The 17,512-nt window shown below is 42.1% G+C and carries 19 protein-coding genes and 1 other RNA gene; 5 read left to right on the forward strand and 15 right to left on the reverse strand.

The annotated features are described in order from the left end of the window. The first annotated feature begins 3 nt into the window (after nucleotides 1-3). A complete protein-coding gene (locus tag PH_RS06795; RefSeq protein WP_010885520.1) occupies nucleotides 4-969 on the forward strand; it encodes a respiratory chain complex I subunit 1 family protein in 966 nt (321 codons plus the stop codon). Further along, complete coding sequence (locus tag PH_RS06800) at nucleotides 966-1,376, forward strand: 4Fe-4S dicluster domain-containing protein (protein ID WP_010885521.1); 411 nt, start codon at nucleotides 966-968, stop codon at nucleotides 1,374-1,376. Before PH_RS06795 ends, PH_RS06800 begins: the two co-directional genes overlap by 4 nt. Here PH_RS06800 and PH_RS09605 read toward each other — a convergent pair. Next, an RNA gene (locus tag PH_RS09605) (C/D box small nucleolar RNA) lies at nucleotides 1,367-1,425 on the reverse strand. The genes PH_RS06800 and PH_RS09605 overlap by 10 nt on opposite strands. Before the next feature lie 39 nt (nucleotides 1,426-1,464). Here PH_RS09605 and PH_RS06805 point away from each other — a divergent pair. After that, entirely contained in the window at nucleotides 1,465-2,751 is a 1,287-nt protein-coding gene (locus PH_RS06805) for a phosphoadenosine phosphosulfate reductase family protein (protein ID WP_010885522.1), read from the forward strand. Here PH_RS06805 and PH_RS06810 read toward each other — a convergent pair. Then, on the reverse strand, nucleotides 2,734-4,641 hold the full coding sequence (locus PH_RS06810) for a S16 family serine protease (RefSeq protein ID WP_048053391.1): 1,908 nt from the start codon (nucleotides 4,639-4,641) through the stop codon (nucleotides 2,734-2,736). The genes PH_RS06805 and PH_RS06810 overlap by 18 nt on opposite strands. 76 nt (nucleotides 4,642-4,717) lie before the next feature. On the opposite strand from PH_RS06810, the gene coaBC reads away from it, so the two are divergent. Continuing rightward, the gene (coaBC, locus tag PH_RS06815) at nucleotides 4,718-5,923 is read left to right on the forward strand and encodes a bifunctional phosphopantothenoylcysteine decarboxylase/phosphopantothenate--cysteine ligase CoaBC (protein ID WP_010885525.1); all 1,206 of its coding nucleotides are present in this window, start codon (nucleotides 4,718-4,720) and stop codon (nucleotides 5,921-5,923) included. On the opposite strand, the gene nuoI is transcribed toward coaBC, so the two are convergent. The 13 genes from nuoI to PH_RS06880 are packed head-to-tail and all read right to left on the reverse strand — an operon-like array spanning nucleotide 5,920 to nucleotide 15,548. Further along, entirely contained in the window at nucleotides 5,920-6,531 is a 612-nt protein-coding gene (nuoI, locus tag PH_RS06820) for an NADH-quinone oxidoreductase subunit NuoI (RefSeq protein ID WP_048053392.1), read from the reverse strand. The two genes, coaBC and nuoI, sit on opposite strands and share 4 nt — an antisense overlap. Before the next feature lie 5 nt (nucleotides 6,532-6,536). Beyond that, nucleotides 6,537-7,712 (reverse strand): NADH-quinone oxidoreductase subunit D, encoded by a 1,176-nt coding sequence (locus PH_RS06825; RefSeq protein ID WP_048053393.1) that lies wholly within the window; start codon nucleotides 7,710-7,712, stop codon nucleotides 6,537-6,539. 10 nt (nucleotides 7,713-7,722) lie between these two features. Continuing rightward, entirely contained in the window at nucleotides 7,723-8,247 is a 525-nt protein-coding gene (locus PH_RS06830; protein ID WP_010885528.1) for an NADH-quinone oxidoreductase subunit C, read from the reverse strand. Continuing rightward, nucleotides 8,244-8,822, reverse strand: coding sequence for a NuoB/complex I 20 kDa subunit family protein (locus PH_RS06835; RefSeq protein ID WP_048053394.1), 579 nt, complete (start codon nucleotides 8,820-8,822; stop codon nucleotides 8,244-8,246). Before PH_RS06835 ends, PH_RS06830 begins: the two co-directional genes overlap by 4 nt. A 10-nt stretch (nucleotides 8,823-8,832) precedes the next feature. Then, on the reverse strand, nucleotides 8,833-9,762 hold the full coding sequence (locus PH_RS06840; RefSeq protein WP_010885530.1) for a respiratory chain complex I subunit 1 family protein: 930 nt from the start codon (nucleotides 9,760-9,762) through the stop codon (nucleotides 8,833-8,835). Between the two features lie 3 nt (nucleotides 9,763-9,765). Beyond that, nucleotides 9,766-11,619, reverse strand: coding sequence for a proton-conducting transporter membrane subunit (locus PH_RS06845; RefSeq protein ID WP_010885531.1), 1,854 nt, complete (start codon nucleotides 11,617-11,619; stop codon nucleotides 9,766-9,768). Continuing rightward, on the reverse strand, nucleotides 11,616-13,103 hold the full coding sequence (locus tag PH_RS06850; protein ID WP_010885532.1) for a proton-conducting transporter membrane subunit: 1,488 nt from the start codon (nucleotides 13,101-13,103) through the stop codon (nucleotides 11,616-11,618). Before PH_RS06850 ends, PH_RS06845 begins: the two co-directional genes overlap by 4 nt. Next, nucleotides 13,100-13,444, reverse strand: a complete 345-nt coding sequence (locus PH_RS06855) for an NADH-quinone oxidoreductase subunit K (protein ID WP_010885533.1) — start codon at nucleotides 13,442-13,444, stop codon at nucleotides 13,100-13,102. Before PH_RS06855 ends, PH_RS06850 begins: the two co-directional genes overlap by 4 nt. Then, on the reverse strand, nucleotides 13,441-14,148 hold the full coding sequence (locus PH_RS06860; protein ID WP_048053395.1) for a Na(+)/H(+) antiporter subunit B: 708 nt from the start codon (nucleotides 14,146-14,148) through the stop codon (nucleotides 13,441-13,443). The genes PH_RS06855 and PH_RS06860 overlap by 4 nt, the downstream gene beginning before the upstream one ends. Nucleotides 14,149-14,150: 2 nt before the next feature. Continuing rightward, the gene (locus PH_RS06865) at nucleotides 14,151-14,435 is read right to left on the reverse strand and encodes a DUF4040 domain-containing protein (RefSeq protein WP_010885535.1); all 285 of its coding nucleotides are present in this window, start codon (nucleotides 14,433-14,435) and stop codon (nucleotides 14,151-14,153) included. Continuing rightward, nucleotides 14,432-14,794 (reverse strand): monovalent cation/H(+) antiporter subunit G, encoded by a 363-nt coding sequence (gene mnhG, locus PH_RS06870; protein WP_010885536.1) that lies wholly within the window; start codon nucleotides 14,792-14,794, stop codon nucleotides 14,432-14,434. The genes PH_RS06865 and mnhG overlap by 4 nt, the downstream gene beginning before the upstream one ends. Then, a complete protein-coding gene (locus PH_RS06875; protein WP_010885537.1) occupies nucleotides 14,791-15,045 on the reverse strand; it encodes a monovalent cation/H+ antiporter complex subunit F in 255 nt (84 codons plus the stop codon). The genes mnhG and PH_RS06875 overlap by 4 nt, the downstream gene beginning before the upstream one ends. Continuing rightward, nucleotides 15,042-15,548 (reverse strand): Na+/H+ antiporter subunit E, encoded by a 507-nt coding sequence (locus PH_RS06880; RefSeq protein WP_048053396.1) that lies wholly within the window; start codon nucleotides 15,546-15,548, stop codon nucleotides 15,042-15,044. Before PH_RS06880 ends, PH_RS06875 begins: the two co-directional genes overlap by 4 nt. Before the next feature lie 200 nt (nucleotides 15,549-15,748). On the opposite strand from PH_RS06880, the gene tes reads away from it, so the two are divergent. Further along, nucleotides 15,749-17,512, forward strand: coding sequence for a tetraether lipid synthase Tes (gene tes / locus PH_RS06885; protein WP_010885540.1), 1,764 nt, complete (start codon nucleotides 15,749-15,751; stop codon nucleotides 17,510-17,512).

The following is a 17,512-nucleotide window of genomic DNA, read 5'->3' on the forward strand; positions in this document are numbered from 1 at the left end:
GATATGAGCATTATCTACGAACTTATCGGCCTAATTCTCCTTTATATTTACGTCTCAATAACATCTCTATTATTCAGTGGTATAGATAGGAAACTTGTTGCTAGGATGCAGAGGAGAATTGGACCCCCAATATTGCAGCCATTTTACGACTTCCTAAAATTAATGAGCAAGGAAACAATAATTCCAAATACCGCAAACTTCATGTTCAGGGCGGCCCCAATTCTAATGCTTGCCACTGTAATAGCACTTCTAGCTTATACCCCACTTGGATTCCCACCACTCTTCGCAACTAAGGGAGATATAATAGTCTTTATATACCTTCTAACGCTAGCTGATTTCTTCTTAATCCTAGGTGTTATAAGTTCAGGGAGTCCATATGGAAAAATAGGAGCTGCTAGAGAAGTTGCAATGTTAATTTCCAGAGAACCTGCAATGATGCTCGGAGTATTCTCGGTAATGTGGGGGATCTCAAAGCTTGGGGTTAAAAGGCCTTTCAGCTTAGGTAGCCTATATGAGCACAACATCTGGGAGCTTGGACCAATGGTGTGGGTAGCTGGGATAATATTAATCTACGTATTCATGGCATGGTTAGCCAGCGAAATTGAAGTAGGATTCTTCAATATACCGGAAGCTGAGGAGGAGATTGCAGAAGGTACTCTTGTGGAGTATAGCGGTAGGTACCTAGGAATAATAAAGCTCGCAGAGTCCATTAAGGAGTTCATAGCGACATCGCTTGTTGTCGCAGTTCTCTTTCCATGGCAGGTAAGGATCCCAGGAATTGAAGGTTACATCACCAACTTGATGATCCATACACTCAAGGTATTCATAGTGCTATTTATTGCAAAAACGGTGTTTAGAACGGTAACTGGAAGACTAAGGATAACACAAGCAGTAAACCTGTTATGGACTAGGGTATTTGCCGCAAGTGTTGTAGGGGCCCTCTTATTGGTCCTGGGGGTGAGGATATGATAAGGCTACCCTTATTGCCGACCGTGATTAAGAACCTATTCAAATCACCGGCAACGAACCCATTTCCTAAAACCGAACCAATTCCAGTTCCAGATAACTTCAGAGGAAGAATAGTATATAACGTTGATAAATGCGTTGGTTGCAGAATGTGCGTAACCGTGTGCCCAGCTGGGGTCTTCGTATACATCCCAGAGATAAGAAAAGTTGCCCTATGGACTGGAAGATGCGTATTCTGCAAGCAATGTGTTGATGTTTGTCCAACGGGTGCATTGCAGATGAGCGATGAGTTCCTACTTGCAAGCTACGATAAATACGATGAGAAGTTCATTTATGTAACCCCACAAGATGTGGAAGAGATAAAGAAGAAGCAGGAGGAAATTAAGAAAGCTAAGCAGAAATCTCAGTGAACCGGTCTTCATCATTTATTTTTCAGATCAGGGAGTTTTCATCATTGAACCTTCAACGTTATAAACTCCTCCCTCTTTTTAATCCTTGATGTTTAATATAATAGTTAGAGCAAGGAAAGACGCTAAGGCAATCCAGTATATAAACGAAAGAAACTATGGGGGATATCTTAAGGTTTCAAGCCTAGGAGGGGGAAGAAGGTTCAGCGAAGTTAGGGATAACCTAAGCAAAGCATTAGAACACCCTTATGTGCCAATTTTACTTTTTGGGGAAAAAGAAAAGGAGCTAGCCCAGGATATAAGCAGCGAGCTTCCTCACCCTTCGTTCGTTAAGATACTCAGAACGAAAAAGGTTAGGAACATGAGGGTTGATGAACTCTACAATAACATCGAGGATATAAAGGCTAAATTTAGACTTGGGATAAGTTGGAAGGATAAAGCTTACATCCTAACTCCGGAAAACGAACTTGGACTAGAGATAAACCCTGATTATGATATATACTTTGCTATCGGAGAGGGATTTAGAAAGAACATGAAAGAACTACTTGATGTGGATCCAGGAGAGGTTGCACTAGTCCTAAGAAAGACAATGAATATAGAGGAGTACTATTCAGGTCCTCATAAAATAGCTGAGATTAGTAAAATCATCGGAAGGCCAACCGAGGTTAAATGGAGAATTCCCCTCTTGAGTGATGTTTCACTCGAAGAAACGATAAAGAGAAATACCGAATACATCAGGGCATTTGAGAGAGCTAGCATTGCATTCCTTGAACAGTTTAAGGATAAAACAGCGGTAGTTCCATGGAGCGGGGGAAAAGATTCTACAGCGACCCTAATACTAGCTAGCAAGGTATTCGATGAAGTAACAGCTGTCTACGTAAAGATGGAGTACGAGATGCCATTGACGGATGAATACATAGAGAAAGTTGCTCATAAGCTAGGGATCGATGTTATAAAAGTAGAGGTTCCAATGCCCGTTCACAAGTATGGATTACCAACCCATTCAAATAGATGGTGCACCAAAATGAAAGTCGATGCATTGTACAACTCAATAAAAGACCTAAGAGATCCGGTTTTAATAGTGGGGGATAGAGACTCCGAAAGTGCGAAAAGAAGGCTAAAGCCTCCAGTAGTCGAAAGAAAAACTACGTTTGGAAAGGTTTTAGAGATTATGCCCATAAAATTCTGGAGTGGTGCGATGGTTCAACTTTACATCCTCATGAATGGAATAGAACTTCATCCCCTATATTATCAGGGGTTTTATAGACTTGGATGTACCATTTGTCCAAGTTTAGCCCAGTGGGAAATAGATCTACTCGATAAATTGAACTATTTACCGGAAATTATGAAAAAGAAAAAGTCAACGCCTTCTAATTAAAGCCAATAAAGGTAAAAGGAGCAATATTCCTGGGCCGCAAATAGACGTTGAAGGGAGCTGAGTTGTAGTCGTAGTAGTGGTAGAGGTCGTGGTTGAAGATGTCGTTGTGGTGGTAGTGACTATTGGGGAGGATATTACCTCACTAGTATTCCCGACTTTTACTTTCCATTCCTGGAAAACTAAAGCAGTTTCCTTAGCGTACTGATAGAAAACCATAGCAGTAATTATATCCTGAAGATCCCCCTTAGCTTCATAGCTCTCAGCGAATTCATAGTAAGCTATTGAAAGCAGAGGTAAAGTTCCACCCTCCTGGGCTAATCCTATGGCATTCTTCGCATCTTCCTTCATCATCGAAAGTTTATCTTTTAAAACTGACACGTTCTCTATTCCTATTGTATCCAAGATTACCTCCCCTCTAATTCTGGCTTCCATTGCAGAAAATAGAGCTGCAGAATACTTACCATCCTCATAGTATTCCTCTCCCTTATTTAACAGATCAACTAAATCTTTCAAATTCTGCTCGCCGAACATCGATGTTATATACATAACTATGAGCTTGGCATTATCTAATTGATCTCTAGCAGCTTTCTTTATGGCATCCCTAGAAATTACAGTCTTTCCAGCAAACTTCTCTCCAAGTTTTGCCCAAAGTTCAGCTGTTTTTGCCCTCTCGTAGGCATATGCCGCATTCCCAACTGCATTCCAATAATCTTGATTATAATACGAAGCCTCGGCCTCTTTGAGATATTCCTTTGCTTCCTCGATTCTAGTTTCACTAGCGGCTACAGTTTGTAACATCGTCACACCTTTTATCGTTAAATTGGAGACGTAATTTTCCACAGACTTGATTTCATCCTTGACTTCCGAGAATATGTCATCAATATCCTTTCCTTCGTACACGTCAATGTACCAGTCAACGTGCCTTATTATTATTCTAGCCTGAAAGTCCAGACTCATAGCGGTGTAATATTTCTCTTGATTCAATGAATCCTCGGCCATCTTGAGGGTTCTCGAGGCATCATCGAGAGCTGCTTTTAGGTAACTATACGTTGAATAGCCTACGTCACTTTCCGCAAGCTTTCTTTTTATCTCGTTGTAATAATCCTCGGTCTCCTTGTAATCCTTCTTAGCTTCTGATTCCAGGAAGGAGGTGTTTATTATTACGTTAGTCCTTGGCTTTGGTCTTTCAAGCTTATGTCCCGTGAAATAGTAAACGGCATCGTAAATATCCTTTACCTCGATGACCTTTAACCCCCACCTCTCCTGGGCATACTTCACTACATCGACCTTTCTTTGCGTTGTCGTTATTTGAGTTATTGGACCTATTTGCCTTGATTTAGATTCCGTGACAACTTGAATTCTTTGCCCCTCAGGGATTAGAAATATCTTTGCACCCGCCTGATGAGCAGCAGAAGCTTTTTCCAGTATCCCTCCCACTGGTCCAATACTACCATCGGGATTGATCATTCCCGTCATCATCACATCTTTCCTTATATCCCAGCCCATTATCGCAGCTATTATCCCGACGGTCATGGTTCCGCCGGCTGACGGCCCACCGATTATTGGGGAATCTGCTTTTACCTGGATGAACACGTCATATTTACTCATGTCAACACCAAGAACCCTACCTGCAACTTCTGCAGCAAGCCTAGCGGAGGCTTGCATGTCTACCTGAGTTAAAGGCCATGTTTCAACGTAAACGTGACCACTTCCTGGAGCTACCGTTATTATGAAATCCGTTGGAACACCAACTAGTTCTCCGGTAGATGTTACTGAAACCGCTGGAGCTTTAAGGGTGACGGTTCTCCCTTCATAAGGGCATTGAGCATATGCAGGAATTGCTAAGAGCATGAGAATTAAAAATAAAGGCATTAAAACTTTCTTCCTCATTCTAACCACCGACAAGAGAGAGATGAACTCTAAACTTATATATTTTAGCCCATTTAAGAGGTTTTGGTGATATGCAATGCTTAACCATGTTAAGCGGATCTATGCCAAAAAGAGTAGAAAACTTGTTGGTAAAAAGATAGTCCTTGCAATTCCAGGAAGTATAGCAGCTGTAGAATGCGTAAAGTTGGCAAGAGAACTGATACGGCATGGAGCTGAGGTTCACGCTGTCATGACGCCTAGTGCGACTAAGATAATTCATCCTTATGCAATGGAGTTTGCAACTGGTAATCCCGTTATAACGGAAATTACTGGGTTTATAGAACACGTCGAACTTGCGGGGGAGCATGAAAACAAGGCCGATCTTATACTAGTTTGCCCGGCAACCGCAAACACGATATCAAAGATAGCTTGCGGAATAGATGATACCCCAGTAACAACGGTTGTTACTACGGCTTTTCCACACATTCCAATAATGATAGCTCCTGCAATGCACGAGAGTATGTACAAGCATCCCATAGTAAGGGAGAACATAGAGAAATTGAAGAAGCTGGGAGTTGAGTTTATAGGGCCTAGAATTGAAGAAGGAAAAGCCAAGGTTGCAAGCATAGATGAGATAGTTTACAGGGTTATAAGGAAACTTCATCCTAAAACTCTAAAGGGAAAAAGAGTTCTCGTAACGGCCGGAGCTACTAGGGAATACATAGATCCAATAAGGTTCATAACGAATGCAAGCAGTGGAAAGATGGGGGTAGCATTAGCTGAAGAAGCCGAGTTTAGAGGAGCTGAAGTTACTTTAATAAAAACTAAAGGAAGCGTGAATAGCTTTGTTGAAAATCAAATTCAAGTTGAAACCGTTGAGGAAATGCTCGCGGCAATAGAGAAGGAGTTAACCGAAAAGAAGTATGATGTAGTTATAATGGCAGCTGCAGTAAGTGACTTTAAGCCCAAAATAAAGGCAGAGGATAAGATAAAGAGTAATAAGTCGATAACTATAGAACTCGTTCCTAATCCTAAGATAATAGATAGGATTAAAGAGCTACAGCCCGATGTGTTCCTAGTAGGTTTTAAGGCTGAAACCACAATGGAAAAACTTATTCAGGAGGCCAAGAAGCAAATAGAGAGAGCTAAAAGTGATATAGTCATTGGAAATACGTTGGAAGCCTTTGGAAGTGACGAGAGTAAGGTTATCATCATTGGAAGAAACTTTGAGAAAGAACTTCCAAAAATGAATAAGAGGGAGTTAGCTGAGAGAATATGGGATGAAATAGAAAAAAGACTTTAACCCTCTTTTTTCTCCTGCTGAGGCTTTGAGGGCGGTTTTGGAGGTTTTAGTCCATACCCAACTATCTTGAATTTAAACGTTTCACCATTTCTAAGGTAGTATGTAACTTCCTTAGTTTCCTTATTGAATTCTATTCTCTCTATTGGAAACCTCCAGTCCCCATACTCATCCTGTAACTCTTTAAACTTGTCTGGCGGTAAGGGAACCCAATCAAAAAGCTGTAATTCCTCTTCTTTACCAGTGGTTGTTAAGATGTAGCTCTCTATAAACCCAAGGGCCCCTGTGGGACAGACGTCAACACAGAATTGACAGAAGGTACATCTTCCATAGTCGATCTTTGGATGAGGCCTCTTCTCCAACTTACCGTTAACCTCTATCCAAGTCATCTCTATAGCCCTAGCGGGGCATATCTGACCGCAGAAGTTACATCCTATACACTTTTTCCAATCTAAAGTGTGGAAGCCCCTGTACTTAGGGGCAGGCTCTATTTTTTCATCTGGTATCTTTATCGTTACTGGCTTCTTAAATAGATATTTTAAACCAAGCCATGGCTTTACGAACGAAGGTTGCTTCTTAACCTTATCCTCCCCAACTACCTTTGCCGGCATGAGCATCACCTATCAATATCCGGTGGACAATTATCAAGGCTCATCAATATTATAGGAACATCGGCTATTCTCGCTCCAACCAACAATTTCTCAAGAACCCTAATTCCATGTGCAATGCTTGGCCCTCTCACGTGAACCCTGTATGGTTTGTTCCCCCCATCGCTAACCACATAAGCTCCAAAGTCACCCTTAGTCGATTCAACGTGAGCGAAGGCATCACCTGCTGGGACTTTGAACCTTGGAAGGTTCTTAAGCCTCGGATCCTCGACTTTATATGGGCCGCTCGGTGGGCCCATCTCTAAGAGTTGCTCGATAATGTATAGATCTTGCTCCAGTTCATACCTCCTAACTAAAGCTCTAGCTAACGCATCTCCTTCCTTTAAGGTTGGAACTTCGAATTCAACCTCTGAATAAAATAGGTAGGGATCATCCTTTCTGACATCGTATGCAACTCCAGTAGCCCTTAGGTTTGGACCCGTAACACCTTCGGCTAGAGCGAATTTCTTATCCATGACACCGATCCCTTCCATTCTCCTGTATGTTATATAATTCTCAAAGAGGATGTTGTCAAAGTCAGGTAGCTTTGATCTTATGTACTCCACCGTATCCCTAACCTGTCTGAGCCACTTATCTCCAGGAATATCTCTCCTAACTCCTCCTGGTATAGTGAAAATATGATAAACCCTGGCCCCTGTCAATTCCTCGAATATCCTCATTATCCTCTCTCTATAGGCGGCCGCCCATTGACCTGCTGTGTAAACACCAAGCTTGAAGCTTAATCCCATTATCCAGAAGAGATATGCTGAAACCCTAGCCAGCTCTAGAACAAGAGTCCTTATCCATTGGGCCCTCTCGGGAACTTCCCACCCAATTATTTCATCGACGGCCATTGAGTATATAGCCTCGGGAACATCTGATTCGGGAACGCATATTCTCAAGAGCAATGCAATGTTCGTGTACCAAGGTCTAAACTCTGCTAGCTTTTCAAAACCTCTGTGAAGGAATCCTGGATTAGCTATTGCTTTTACAACTCTATTACCATCCATCTTTAGGATTATACTGAAGTTTTCAGTAGCCATGTGCTGGGGGCCAAAGAACAGCTCATAGGTATCTCTATTTATGGGATAAAGCTCCATTCCATTTTGTCTCGCTTCCCTAATTAACTCTTCCTGGGTTACCATGATTATCACCTCAGATCACGTATCTGCTCTTATTTTCATCAAATCTATCGAGGATCTTATACTTCTTTTTCACGTACTCAAGCATTTTGAAATCCTTTCTATGAGGATATAATCCTCTCTCAGGGTCATCAAGGATCCAAGGCATCTCCATCCTCTCATTACCTTCAAAGTAAACGCCAAAGAAGTCATGAACATCCCTTTCATAAGTTTCAGCTGCCGGATAGATATCGCTTACAGTAGAAATCTTAGCTTTATCTAATTCTCTTGGAATTCTAGTTTTTACCATTGCATGGGTACCGAGCTCTGGATTAATTAAGTGGTAAACAAGCTCTATCTCACCATCCTTGGGCCAGTCAACCGCTGATATTTGTAGCATCAATGGAAAATTGCTCTCCTTCATTAGCATTAGAAAATCCCTTAACCTCTCAGCTGGTACTTTAAACTCTAATCTCCTCTCCCTTCTAACTTTTCCTTCAGCATATGGAGCTTTTTCTAAGATCTTTTTTACGAGTTCTTCACCAACTTGCCAACTCATTTTTTAACCTCCCTGGTCTTATCTACAAGCCAGGGTATCCACTTTCTGGCTTCCTTCTCCCTCCAACCTTCCCCTAAGAGTTCATCCTGATTCTTTTTGTACCATTCGTAATTTTCCTTGTACCTCCTCCACCCATCAGCTTCACCGCTCTCTATCATATCCATAAGCTTGTAAATTCCATCCATTACAGCTTCAGGCCTTGGCATGCATCCAGCTATGAAAACATCCACTGGTATATACTTGTCAAGATGTTTTACGGTGTTGTAAGAGTCCCAGTATACCCCCCCGTTAATGGGACATGAACCATGAGCTAAAACGTATTTAGGATCCGGGGAAAGTTCATAGGTTATTATTATCCTCTTCAATGTCTTTGGGGTTACATAGCCAGTTATCAGGAAGAGATCGTACTGCCTAGGACTTGGATCAGATAGCATACCGAATCTTTCTATATCGTATCTAGCCGTCATTAAGGGAGGCATCTCTATTCCACCGCATCCGGTACAGAATGCCACAATCCACAGGCTCTTCTTTCTCGCCCAGTTAAATAATGGTTCAAACAATCTCCAGTCAACCATCCCCACCACCTCACAAGCTTGCTAAGATCGCACCTAGTGCAGCTATTATCGTTGGCCACTTCCAGTAAAATTCGGCCGCTTGATCAATTGTGAATCTCGGGAATATCGTGCTTATGAATATCGCTATGAACAGTACCACTAACTGCTTTATTAGTAGAATGGTTATGGTAGCTAACGTATTGAGGATTGAACTTGAGAAAGCCGTTACCGCGGCCCCTCCCAGGAAGATGTTCGAGAAGAATAATGTCTCTGCGAATAGTCCTATAGCGTGCTGAACCTGTAGGATACCAAGGTGCTTACCTCCAAATTCTACCATCGGTCCCAAAGATATTTCTCCCGGGGCTATCATAATGTCAAATGGCTCCTTCCCAAACATGGCCTGGAGGACTATATCATAAGCTATAGCGGCCAAGAGCAGTGGAAGATGGAAGATGCTCCACCCATGGAGTTGCTGGGCCATTACTATTTCATAGGTGCTGAAAGTCCCATAGTATTCGCCCAGTGTAACTATTGCAAATCCTAATGGGACTTGAACGGCTAGCAATGTCAATAGAGCTCTCTGGGCACCTATTCCAGCATATGGATTCCCAGAGCTCATCGCTGCGAACATTATTCCCAACATTGGGATTTCCAATAGGAATGTTATCAATATGAGGTCTCCATAAGCCCTCAACACGCTAACGTTTCCTAAAGGAATGAACATTAAAGCTAAGATGGTAGCACCTAGGGCAAAGACTACTCCAAAGTCGTAGATCACACCATGGGTTATGTTCTCCTTCTTTGCAAAGAGCTTGATGGTATCAATTATGGGCTGATAAATTGGGGGCCCAATTCTCCTGTGTATCCTAGCTACAGTTTTTCTTATAATTCCCATGAACATGAAGCCAACAAAGGTTGCATAGATTAATATTAATAAGGCGTCAATCACAACCCTAAGCATCCTTCACACCCCCATCGCAGCTAGTATTAGTAATATTATTGCCAGGTACCAAGCATAAGCCTGAACATTTCCATTGTATATGTAGTTTCTAGCGGTTTCAGCAAAGTCTTCAATCGCCTTCCAGGTATCCTTGTACAACTTATCGAAGCTTATCCTAAGCCAAAAGGCCATTGTCTCTTTTAAGGGTAGGAAGAAGTTCCTCCTAATAGTTAGGTTATACTCCATAGTAACTGGATTTCCAGATTGGTACGTATCTGTAACTGGAACCTTTCTGGTGCTAGCTCCTAGGAAGTATAGAATTGCAGCTATTAATACGCCGATCACTAACCATATTGCAACTAACAAGGCATTGTACCTTCCAAAGCCAAGATCAAGCTCCCAGATATTTCCTCCGATTACCGGGTTACCGAAAATGGCATTTAATTCCTTAGCCACCAGCCCAGGAGCAACTCCAAAGACTACGTTCAGCGTTCCTAAGATTCCCATTCCAATTGCTAATGGAAGAGGAGCATCTTTGGTATCTTCTATATCGCTTGGCCTCTGACCAAACCATACCGCGTAAGTGAACCTTATCAAGTAAACAAAACCTATCGCGCTTCCAAAGAATAACATTCCTCCGAGAATTGGAAGTTTCTGACTAATGACAGCTTCAAATATTAACCATTTACTTGCAAACCCGACCAAAGGCGGAATCCCAGCAAGGCTCAGTATGGCTATGAATGCCATTGCGAATGTAAAGGGCATTTTCTCGGCTAAGCCTCCAAAGTCTTTGAACTCAGTTTTTCCAGTTCTATATATTATGGTAGCCACAACTAAAAAGAACAATCCCTTGAAGAGGGCATGGCTTATTGCATGGTAGATCGCTGCTTCTATTCCAAGGGAAGTTCCGATTCCTAAGCCGACTAAGATATAGCCGACCTGACTTATACTTGAGTATGCAAACAATTTCCTGATATCCTCCTGTAATGCGGCTAAAACACCGCCAATAATTATCGTTAAACCACCTAAAAACGCTATGATATAGCCGAAGAGAGGTGTTCCCTTGAACTGACCTAGGTCAATTAATAGCTTTCCGTACATCAGGACGTAGAGGAGTATGAATCCATAAACCCCTGTTTTGCTCAAGACTCCACTGAAAATTGCGGTATAACTTTGGTCAGTCTCGCTATAAGCATCCGGGGCCCAGACGTGAAGTGGGAACATCCCAGCTTTGACTCCAAAGGCCATTAAGAACAGTAGGTATATCAATGCCATGTCAAACCTACTGAAAGTAGACTTTCCACCAAGCATGGCGAGCATTGCTTCCTTTCTGAAAAACGCTGATATATCAGCAAAGGTAAACGTTCCTGTCTTTGCGTAGATTATTCCAATAGCAACAAGCATTGAATAAGCTCCTATGATGCTAAGTATCAAGTACTTTAATGATGCGGCCCTATTAAATTTAAGCACCATCATGAAGCTTGAAAACGTCATTACCTCCCAGAATATGAAGAAAGTAACGAGATCCTGGGCCATGAATATCCCTAAAGCTCCAGTTAGGCTCATAAGTGAAAATAGCCACTCGTAACTATCTTTAGCCGTTGATGCCATCCCAAAGACAGCAGACAAACCTACTACCGCTGCTATCATTGAGAATACCCAGTTTAAGTGGGACATTGAAAAGCCCAGCTCAAAGCCTCCTAAGCTTATAGTCGCCCTTATAGGATGATCAAGGCTTGGATAAAGTTTTATTAGGAATGCTAATGGGACTATTGCTCCTAATATACCTAGGCTTTCTCTAACTCCCCTAATTCTGACTAACCATGCCAATACTCCAGCCACGAGGGGTGAAAAAGTTATTAGGAGGAGCTCATTCATTGTACCACCCCCAGTAAAGGAACATTATTAATGTAAACCTTAACAGCAAAGATATCGCTTCCAGCCCTCTTCACGATCTCCCATACCGGAGTTGGATAAATTCCTATTCCTACGATTATCAGAGCTAGGAGTAGTAGGAACACAACTATCCAGCCTTCTTTTATTCTTTCTCCTTCTCCTGCAAACCACATGACGTGAAGGAGTCTAAAGTAATAAACGGCCTCTACAACACTTGCAAATAGGACTAAAACTGCTGGCCAGACAAACCCTGCTTGAATTGTCGCCACTATTATCCTGAACTTACTCCAGAATACGTTGAATAATGGAACACCTACAGTCGATATAGCTCCAACGCTTAAGGATAAGGCCGTTAGAGGCATCCTCTTCCCTAGACCTCTAAAGTCTTCTATTCTCGTTCCACCAACCATCACGCCAACGTAACCAACGCCAAGGAACATCATGGTCTTGACTATTGCATGATTCAACATATGGAAGACACCGGCATCAACTCCTGCTTGAGTTCCCAGGGAAAATGCCAGTGCTATCAGGCCAACTTGACCTATGCTTGAGTAAGCTATCATTCTTTTCACGTCTTTTTGCCTTAAAGCCGAAAGCTCAGCAAATATAACGGTTAGCGTGGCCATTATTAACAATAGCTTTAATACGGAGTCCCAACCATTTACCTTCTGCAATAGGTAAAGGATCCTCGCCATGGCATAAAGGCCGGCTTTAACGACGAAGGCCGAAAACATGACTGTTATTGGATGAGGGGCCGCCTGATAAGCGTCAGGGGCCCATGCATTGAGTGGGAACAACTCAGCTTCAACGGCCAGGCCGAAGATTATTAAGCTTAATCCCACCTGAGCAACTACTGGCATTATTTTACCTGCTGAAGCAAATTCAGCTAGTTGGGCCATGTTTAATGTTCCCGTCACTCCGTAAATTAGGGCAACCCCAATTAGGAAAAAGCTTGAACCGATTCCTCCCAGGATCATGTATTTCATGGATGCTTCAGCTGCCTCTCCCGTCTTGTTATAAGCCGTTAAAGCATACGCTGTTATTGCAGTTATCTCCATGAATACGAAGAGATTGAAGATATCTCCGGTGGCTATCATTCCAGTTGCTCCAAGCATGAGGAGGAGGAAAAGCATCGCATACTTGTCTATTGGTTCAACCTTAACCATCCTCATGCTGAATAATGAAGTCAGGAAGCTCACAATTGCTATTATTAGTATGAACAACGCAGCGAAGGGACCTATGTACAAGTTTATACCCACAGGAGGCCTCCATCCACCAGCGTATATTAGGATGGGCTTACCCGTCGTGTAAACCTCATAAAATACCCACCCAGCTATTCCGGTTTGAAGCAAGGTTATTAAAGTCAAGTATGGAAATATCAGTGATTTCTTAATCTGCTTCAATACTGGAACGAAGAATGCACTAATGAGAGGAAGAGCTATTAAAAGTGATGCCACCTGGCTCATCCTCTCAACCTCCTTATCTCTTCTATGTTTAATGTCCTATACTTTTCATACAGAATAATAGCAACGCTAAGGGCCATTGCGGTAGTTGCCACACCTATAACTATGGCCGTAAGAACCAGAGCTTGGGGAATGGGATCTACAGCTTGGGAGGGGGTTATTCCTTCACTTAAAATTGGAGCACTCCTTCCAGAGACATACCCTATACTTATCAAGAGTAAATTTACCCCAGTTTCCATTATACTTAATCCAATGAGGATTTTAAGTAGGTTCTTCTTAACTAGAACAGCGTAAAGCCCAATTAGGACCAAGCTTATTGCACCGAAATAGTAGGCAGATATCATTCTTTCACCTCCTCCTTAAGCATGTTGTCGATGATTCCGCTGAGCTCTGTACCTACCTTGATCCCAATTAATGTGTATATCACGGGAATGAATCCACCACTGAATAGTCTACCCAAGTTACTAGTTCCAAAGTGCCATGTTTGCCATATCCAGTCAAACAGGAAATATCCTCCAATTGCTAAGCCTATGAGGCCCACTAGAACGTAACTCATTCCAGCTAATCCTTCTGTAACTTCAAACCCCCTATGGGGGATCTCGTAAACTATGAACGCTAGGTACATTAGCAAGAACCCTGTAGCTATTGTGGCCCCGCCTGGGAAGCCTCCTCCTGGGGTTAAGTGACCATGAATGAAAATGTACATTCCAAACAGCATTATGAAGGGGAACAACAGTTTTGAACCCGTTGTTAAAACTAAAGAACCTTCAGTTTTTGCAGTCCTTTCCCTTCTCTTCCTCCATAATAATGCTGCTACACCCGTGGATGCTATGAAAAGAACAGTAACTTCACCTAGGGTATCGAAACCTCTGTAGTTTACAACAACGGCCGTAACCGCATTAACGGCCCCGGTCTGCTCCTTTACATGCTGAAGGTAGTATTTTCCTACAAGCATTCTATCCTCTCCAAAGGGCACGTTTGCTAACCCTTGAGCGATCCAATATCCAATTATGAGAATTAGGATTATTGAGAGCAACCTCTTTAGCATGCTCACCACCTCACCCACCAACCAGGTTTCTCTTCCTCCTCGCTTTCATACCTGTACGTCCTTTTAATGGCGAAGATGAAGACAGCACCGCTCAGGGCCGCTCCTATGGCCGCTTCCGTCATTGCAACGTCGGGGGCCTGAAGCAGGAAAAACAGTATCGATGCAAATAGGCTGACCGCGGCCATTCCCACGGTAGCAGCTAGCAAATCCCTCCATTCAACGGAAAGTATTGCGGATATAATCATTAGGAGAACAATTATATCTTCAACACATGCTATACAATTCATTCTGCTCCCTCCTTCTCCTTTAAATGCTCTTTATACTTATCAACAACGCTACCCTCCCAAAGAGGTATTCCAGATTTGTAGGCACCCCTTATCAAGGTGTGAGCACTTATTGGATTAGTTAACAGTAGAAAGACAGCAATAACTATCGTTTTAGTTAACCATGCTAGACTTAATCCCTCTCCCAGGGCCCACAGTCCAACGCCAATTATCGTTGATAGTGAGCCTAGAGTAACGCTCTTGGTCGCAGTCTGCATTCTATTGTAAACATCGGGCATTCTTATCAGACCCAATGTTGATAGAAAGTAAAATACTGTTCCAAACAGTACCAGGAATTCCCCAATCCCACTTAAAACGTTCATAGGCCTCCCTCCAAGTACCTTGCAAATGCTATAACCCCGGCGAAGGATAGTACTGCATATACCAATGCAACGTCAAGGAAGATCATCCTCTTGTAGTATAGGGCTAAAAGAACCATTAATCCCACTGTGATAGTCGTCATTATATCCACGGCAACTAGTCTATCTACGGTAGTGGGTCCCCTGAAGACCCTGTACATGCTAAGTAGCGTTGCTATCGCTATTAAGACTAAATAAACATTAACGCTCATCATTCAAAGATCACCTTCAAAAATTTTTCAAAGGGCTTAGTTATGTGCTCGGAGGCCCCTTCAATGCTTGAATCCTTAACATCGATCCAATGAATGAAATATCTATCTCCATCTATATCCAATGTTATAGTTCCAGGGGTTAAGGTTATTGAATTTGCTAAAGCAAGCTTTCCAACCTCATTTTTGAGTTCTGTCTTACATTCAACTATCCCTGGGTTAATCGGCCTCTTTGGATGCAGAACTCTGTACGCTACATCTAGATTAGCCTTTATCATTGCCCACAAAAAGTAAGGGATGTAGATTATTGCATACGCAATTCTCCTCGGATGAAGATTTGAGAGCCCTCTCGTGGTAAATATGTCATAGGTAAACCCTGCAACGATTGCAGAGAATATTATTCCAACAATCAGCTCCTGTGGATCTAAACTTGCCGTTAGAAAGAGCCAAATTATGAGCACGACAATGAACGTGTAAAGATATCTGCTGACACGGCTTGCTTCGGTCATTTTTACCCCTCCCCGCATGGATTTTTCCTTTTAATAAATTTCACCCATGGTTAAGGACTTATTCTTATAAATGTTTACCTTTGTCACAAAAGTTTGAAACCTATAGATATGAATAAAAATATTCATATATATGTAGAAAACTCTTCACATATAGGAAAACCTTTTTATAAGCAAGATTAGGAAGATTTGTTGGTGGTGACATGGCCGAAACTCTCGGTGAAGTTCCAAGTGGGGAAAAGGAGTTTGAAGCTTCAACTAAACATGTTCGCGAGATCATCGAATTTCCTGAGATGACTGAGGAGGAATTTAATAAACTCTTAAAGAGTGCAAGTAAGGGATATGGCTCACCCCTCCCCCATAGAACGTATTCACTCTGTCCTGAAAGTAGAAGGGTAGTGCCAGCGGTAGTTTGGGAGAAGGATGGTAAGGTATGGATAACTAAGAAGTGCCCAGAAGGCATGATAACAGATCTCTATTATGAGGATGTTGAGCTATACTACAGATTCTCTAAATGGAGATTTGAGGAGAAGAAGCTATTCTCGGCAAACGTTTCCAATACAGGAATTAACTGTCCCTTTGACTGTGGACTGTGCCCAAGGCATCGCTCTCATACGAGTTTGATTAACATAGTTTTAACGAATAGGTGCAACCTCAGTTGCTGGTACTGCTTCTTCTATGCCCGTGAAGGTGAACCGATATACGAGCCAACACTAGAGCAAATAAGAATGATGCTAAGGAATGCAAAGAAAGAACATCCAATAGGAGCGAATGCAGTTCAATTCACTGGGGGAGAGCCAACGCTTAGGGATGATCTCATAGAGATTATTAAGATAGCAAAGGAGGAAGGATATGACCATATACAGCTGAATACAGATGGAATAAAACTAGCCTTTGATCCAGAATTAGTGAAAAAACTTAGAGAAGCTGGAGTTAACACTCTATACTTAAGTTACGATGGAATGACTCCTCAAACAAACTGGAAGAACCACTGGGAGATTCCTTTAATCTTTGAGAATGTTAGAAAAGCTGGAGGCCCAGGAATAGTTCTCGTCCCAACCCTCATAAGAAACATCAATGATCATGAAGCAGGTGCCATAATTAACTTCGGACTAAATCATCTTGACATAGTAAGGGGAGTAAACTTCCAACCGATCTCTTTAGTAGGAAGGGTTCCAAGGAAGGAGAGACAAAGGTTTAGAATTACAATAGCTGGAGCAATAAAGAAGATAGAAGAGCAAACTAACGGAGTAATAGCCAAAGAAGATTGGTATCCAATTCCAATAGCCGGTCACATAGCTAGATTCTTTGAGGCATTCACGGGGAGGAAGTATTATATGACGAGTCACTTTGCCTGTGGTGCAGCAACTTACGTCTTCCTGGATAGAGAAGAAAAGAAAGTCATCCCAATTCCAAGGTTCATAGATGTTGATGGCTTCGTTGAGTTCTTAGTTGAAAAAGCTGAAGAAATTGAAAAGGCAAGATTCAAAAGCTTGGCAAAGCTTAAAGCCATAGGAGAGACGATATTCGTAAAATTCAAGCAATTCTATGATGAGAAAAATGCTCCCAAAGGATTGGATGTCCTAGGATTAATAAAGAATGCATTCGTTCACGGAACCTACGATGCTCTCGGTAAGTTCCACATGAATACCCTCTTCATTGGAATGATGCACTTTATGGATGAGTACAACTACGATGTTGAAAGGGTTGAAAGGTGCGTCATTCATTACGCAATGCCCGACGGAAGGATAGTACCCTTCTGTACCTTTAATGTAATTCCGGAAATATACAGGGATAAGGTACAGAGACAATTCAGTTACTCCTGGGAAGAGTGGAAGAAATTACATCCAGATTGGGATTACAAGAAGGATAAGTACATAAGAACGAAAGAATTCGTCGAGAAAATGAAGAAGAGCGAAGTTTACAAGAAGACATACATCGACATAGTTAATTACTTTGAGAGGTGA

It is taken from the genome of Pyrococcus horikoshii OT3 (genome assembly GCF_000011105.1).
GTDB classification, from domain to species: Archaea; Methanobacteriota_B; Thermococci; order Thermococcales; family Thermococcaceae; genus Pyrococcus; species Pyrococcus horikoshii.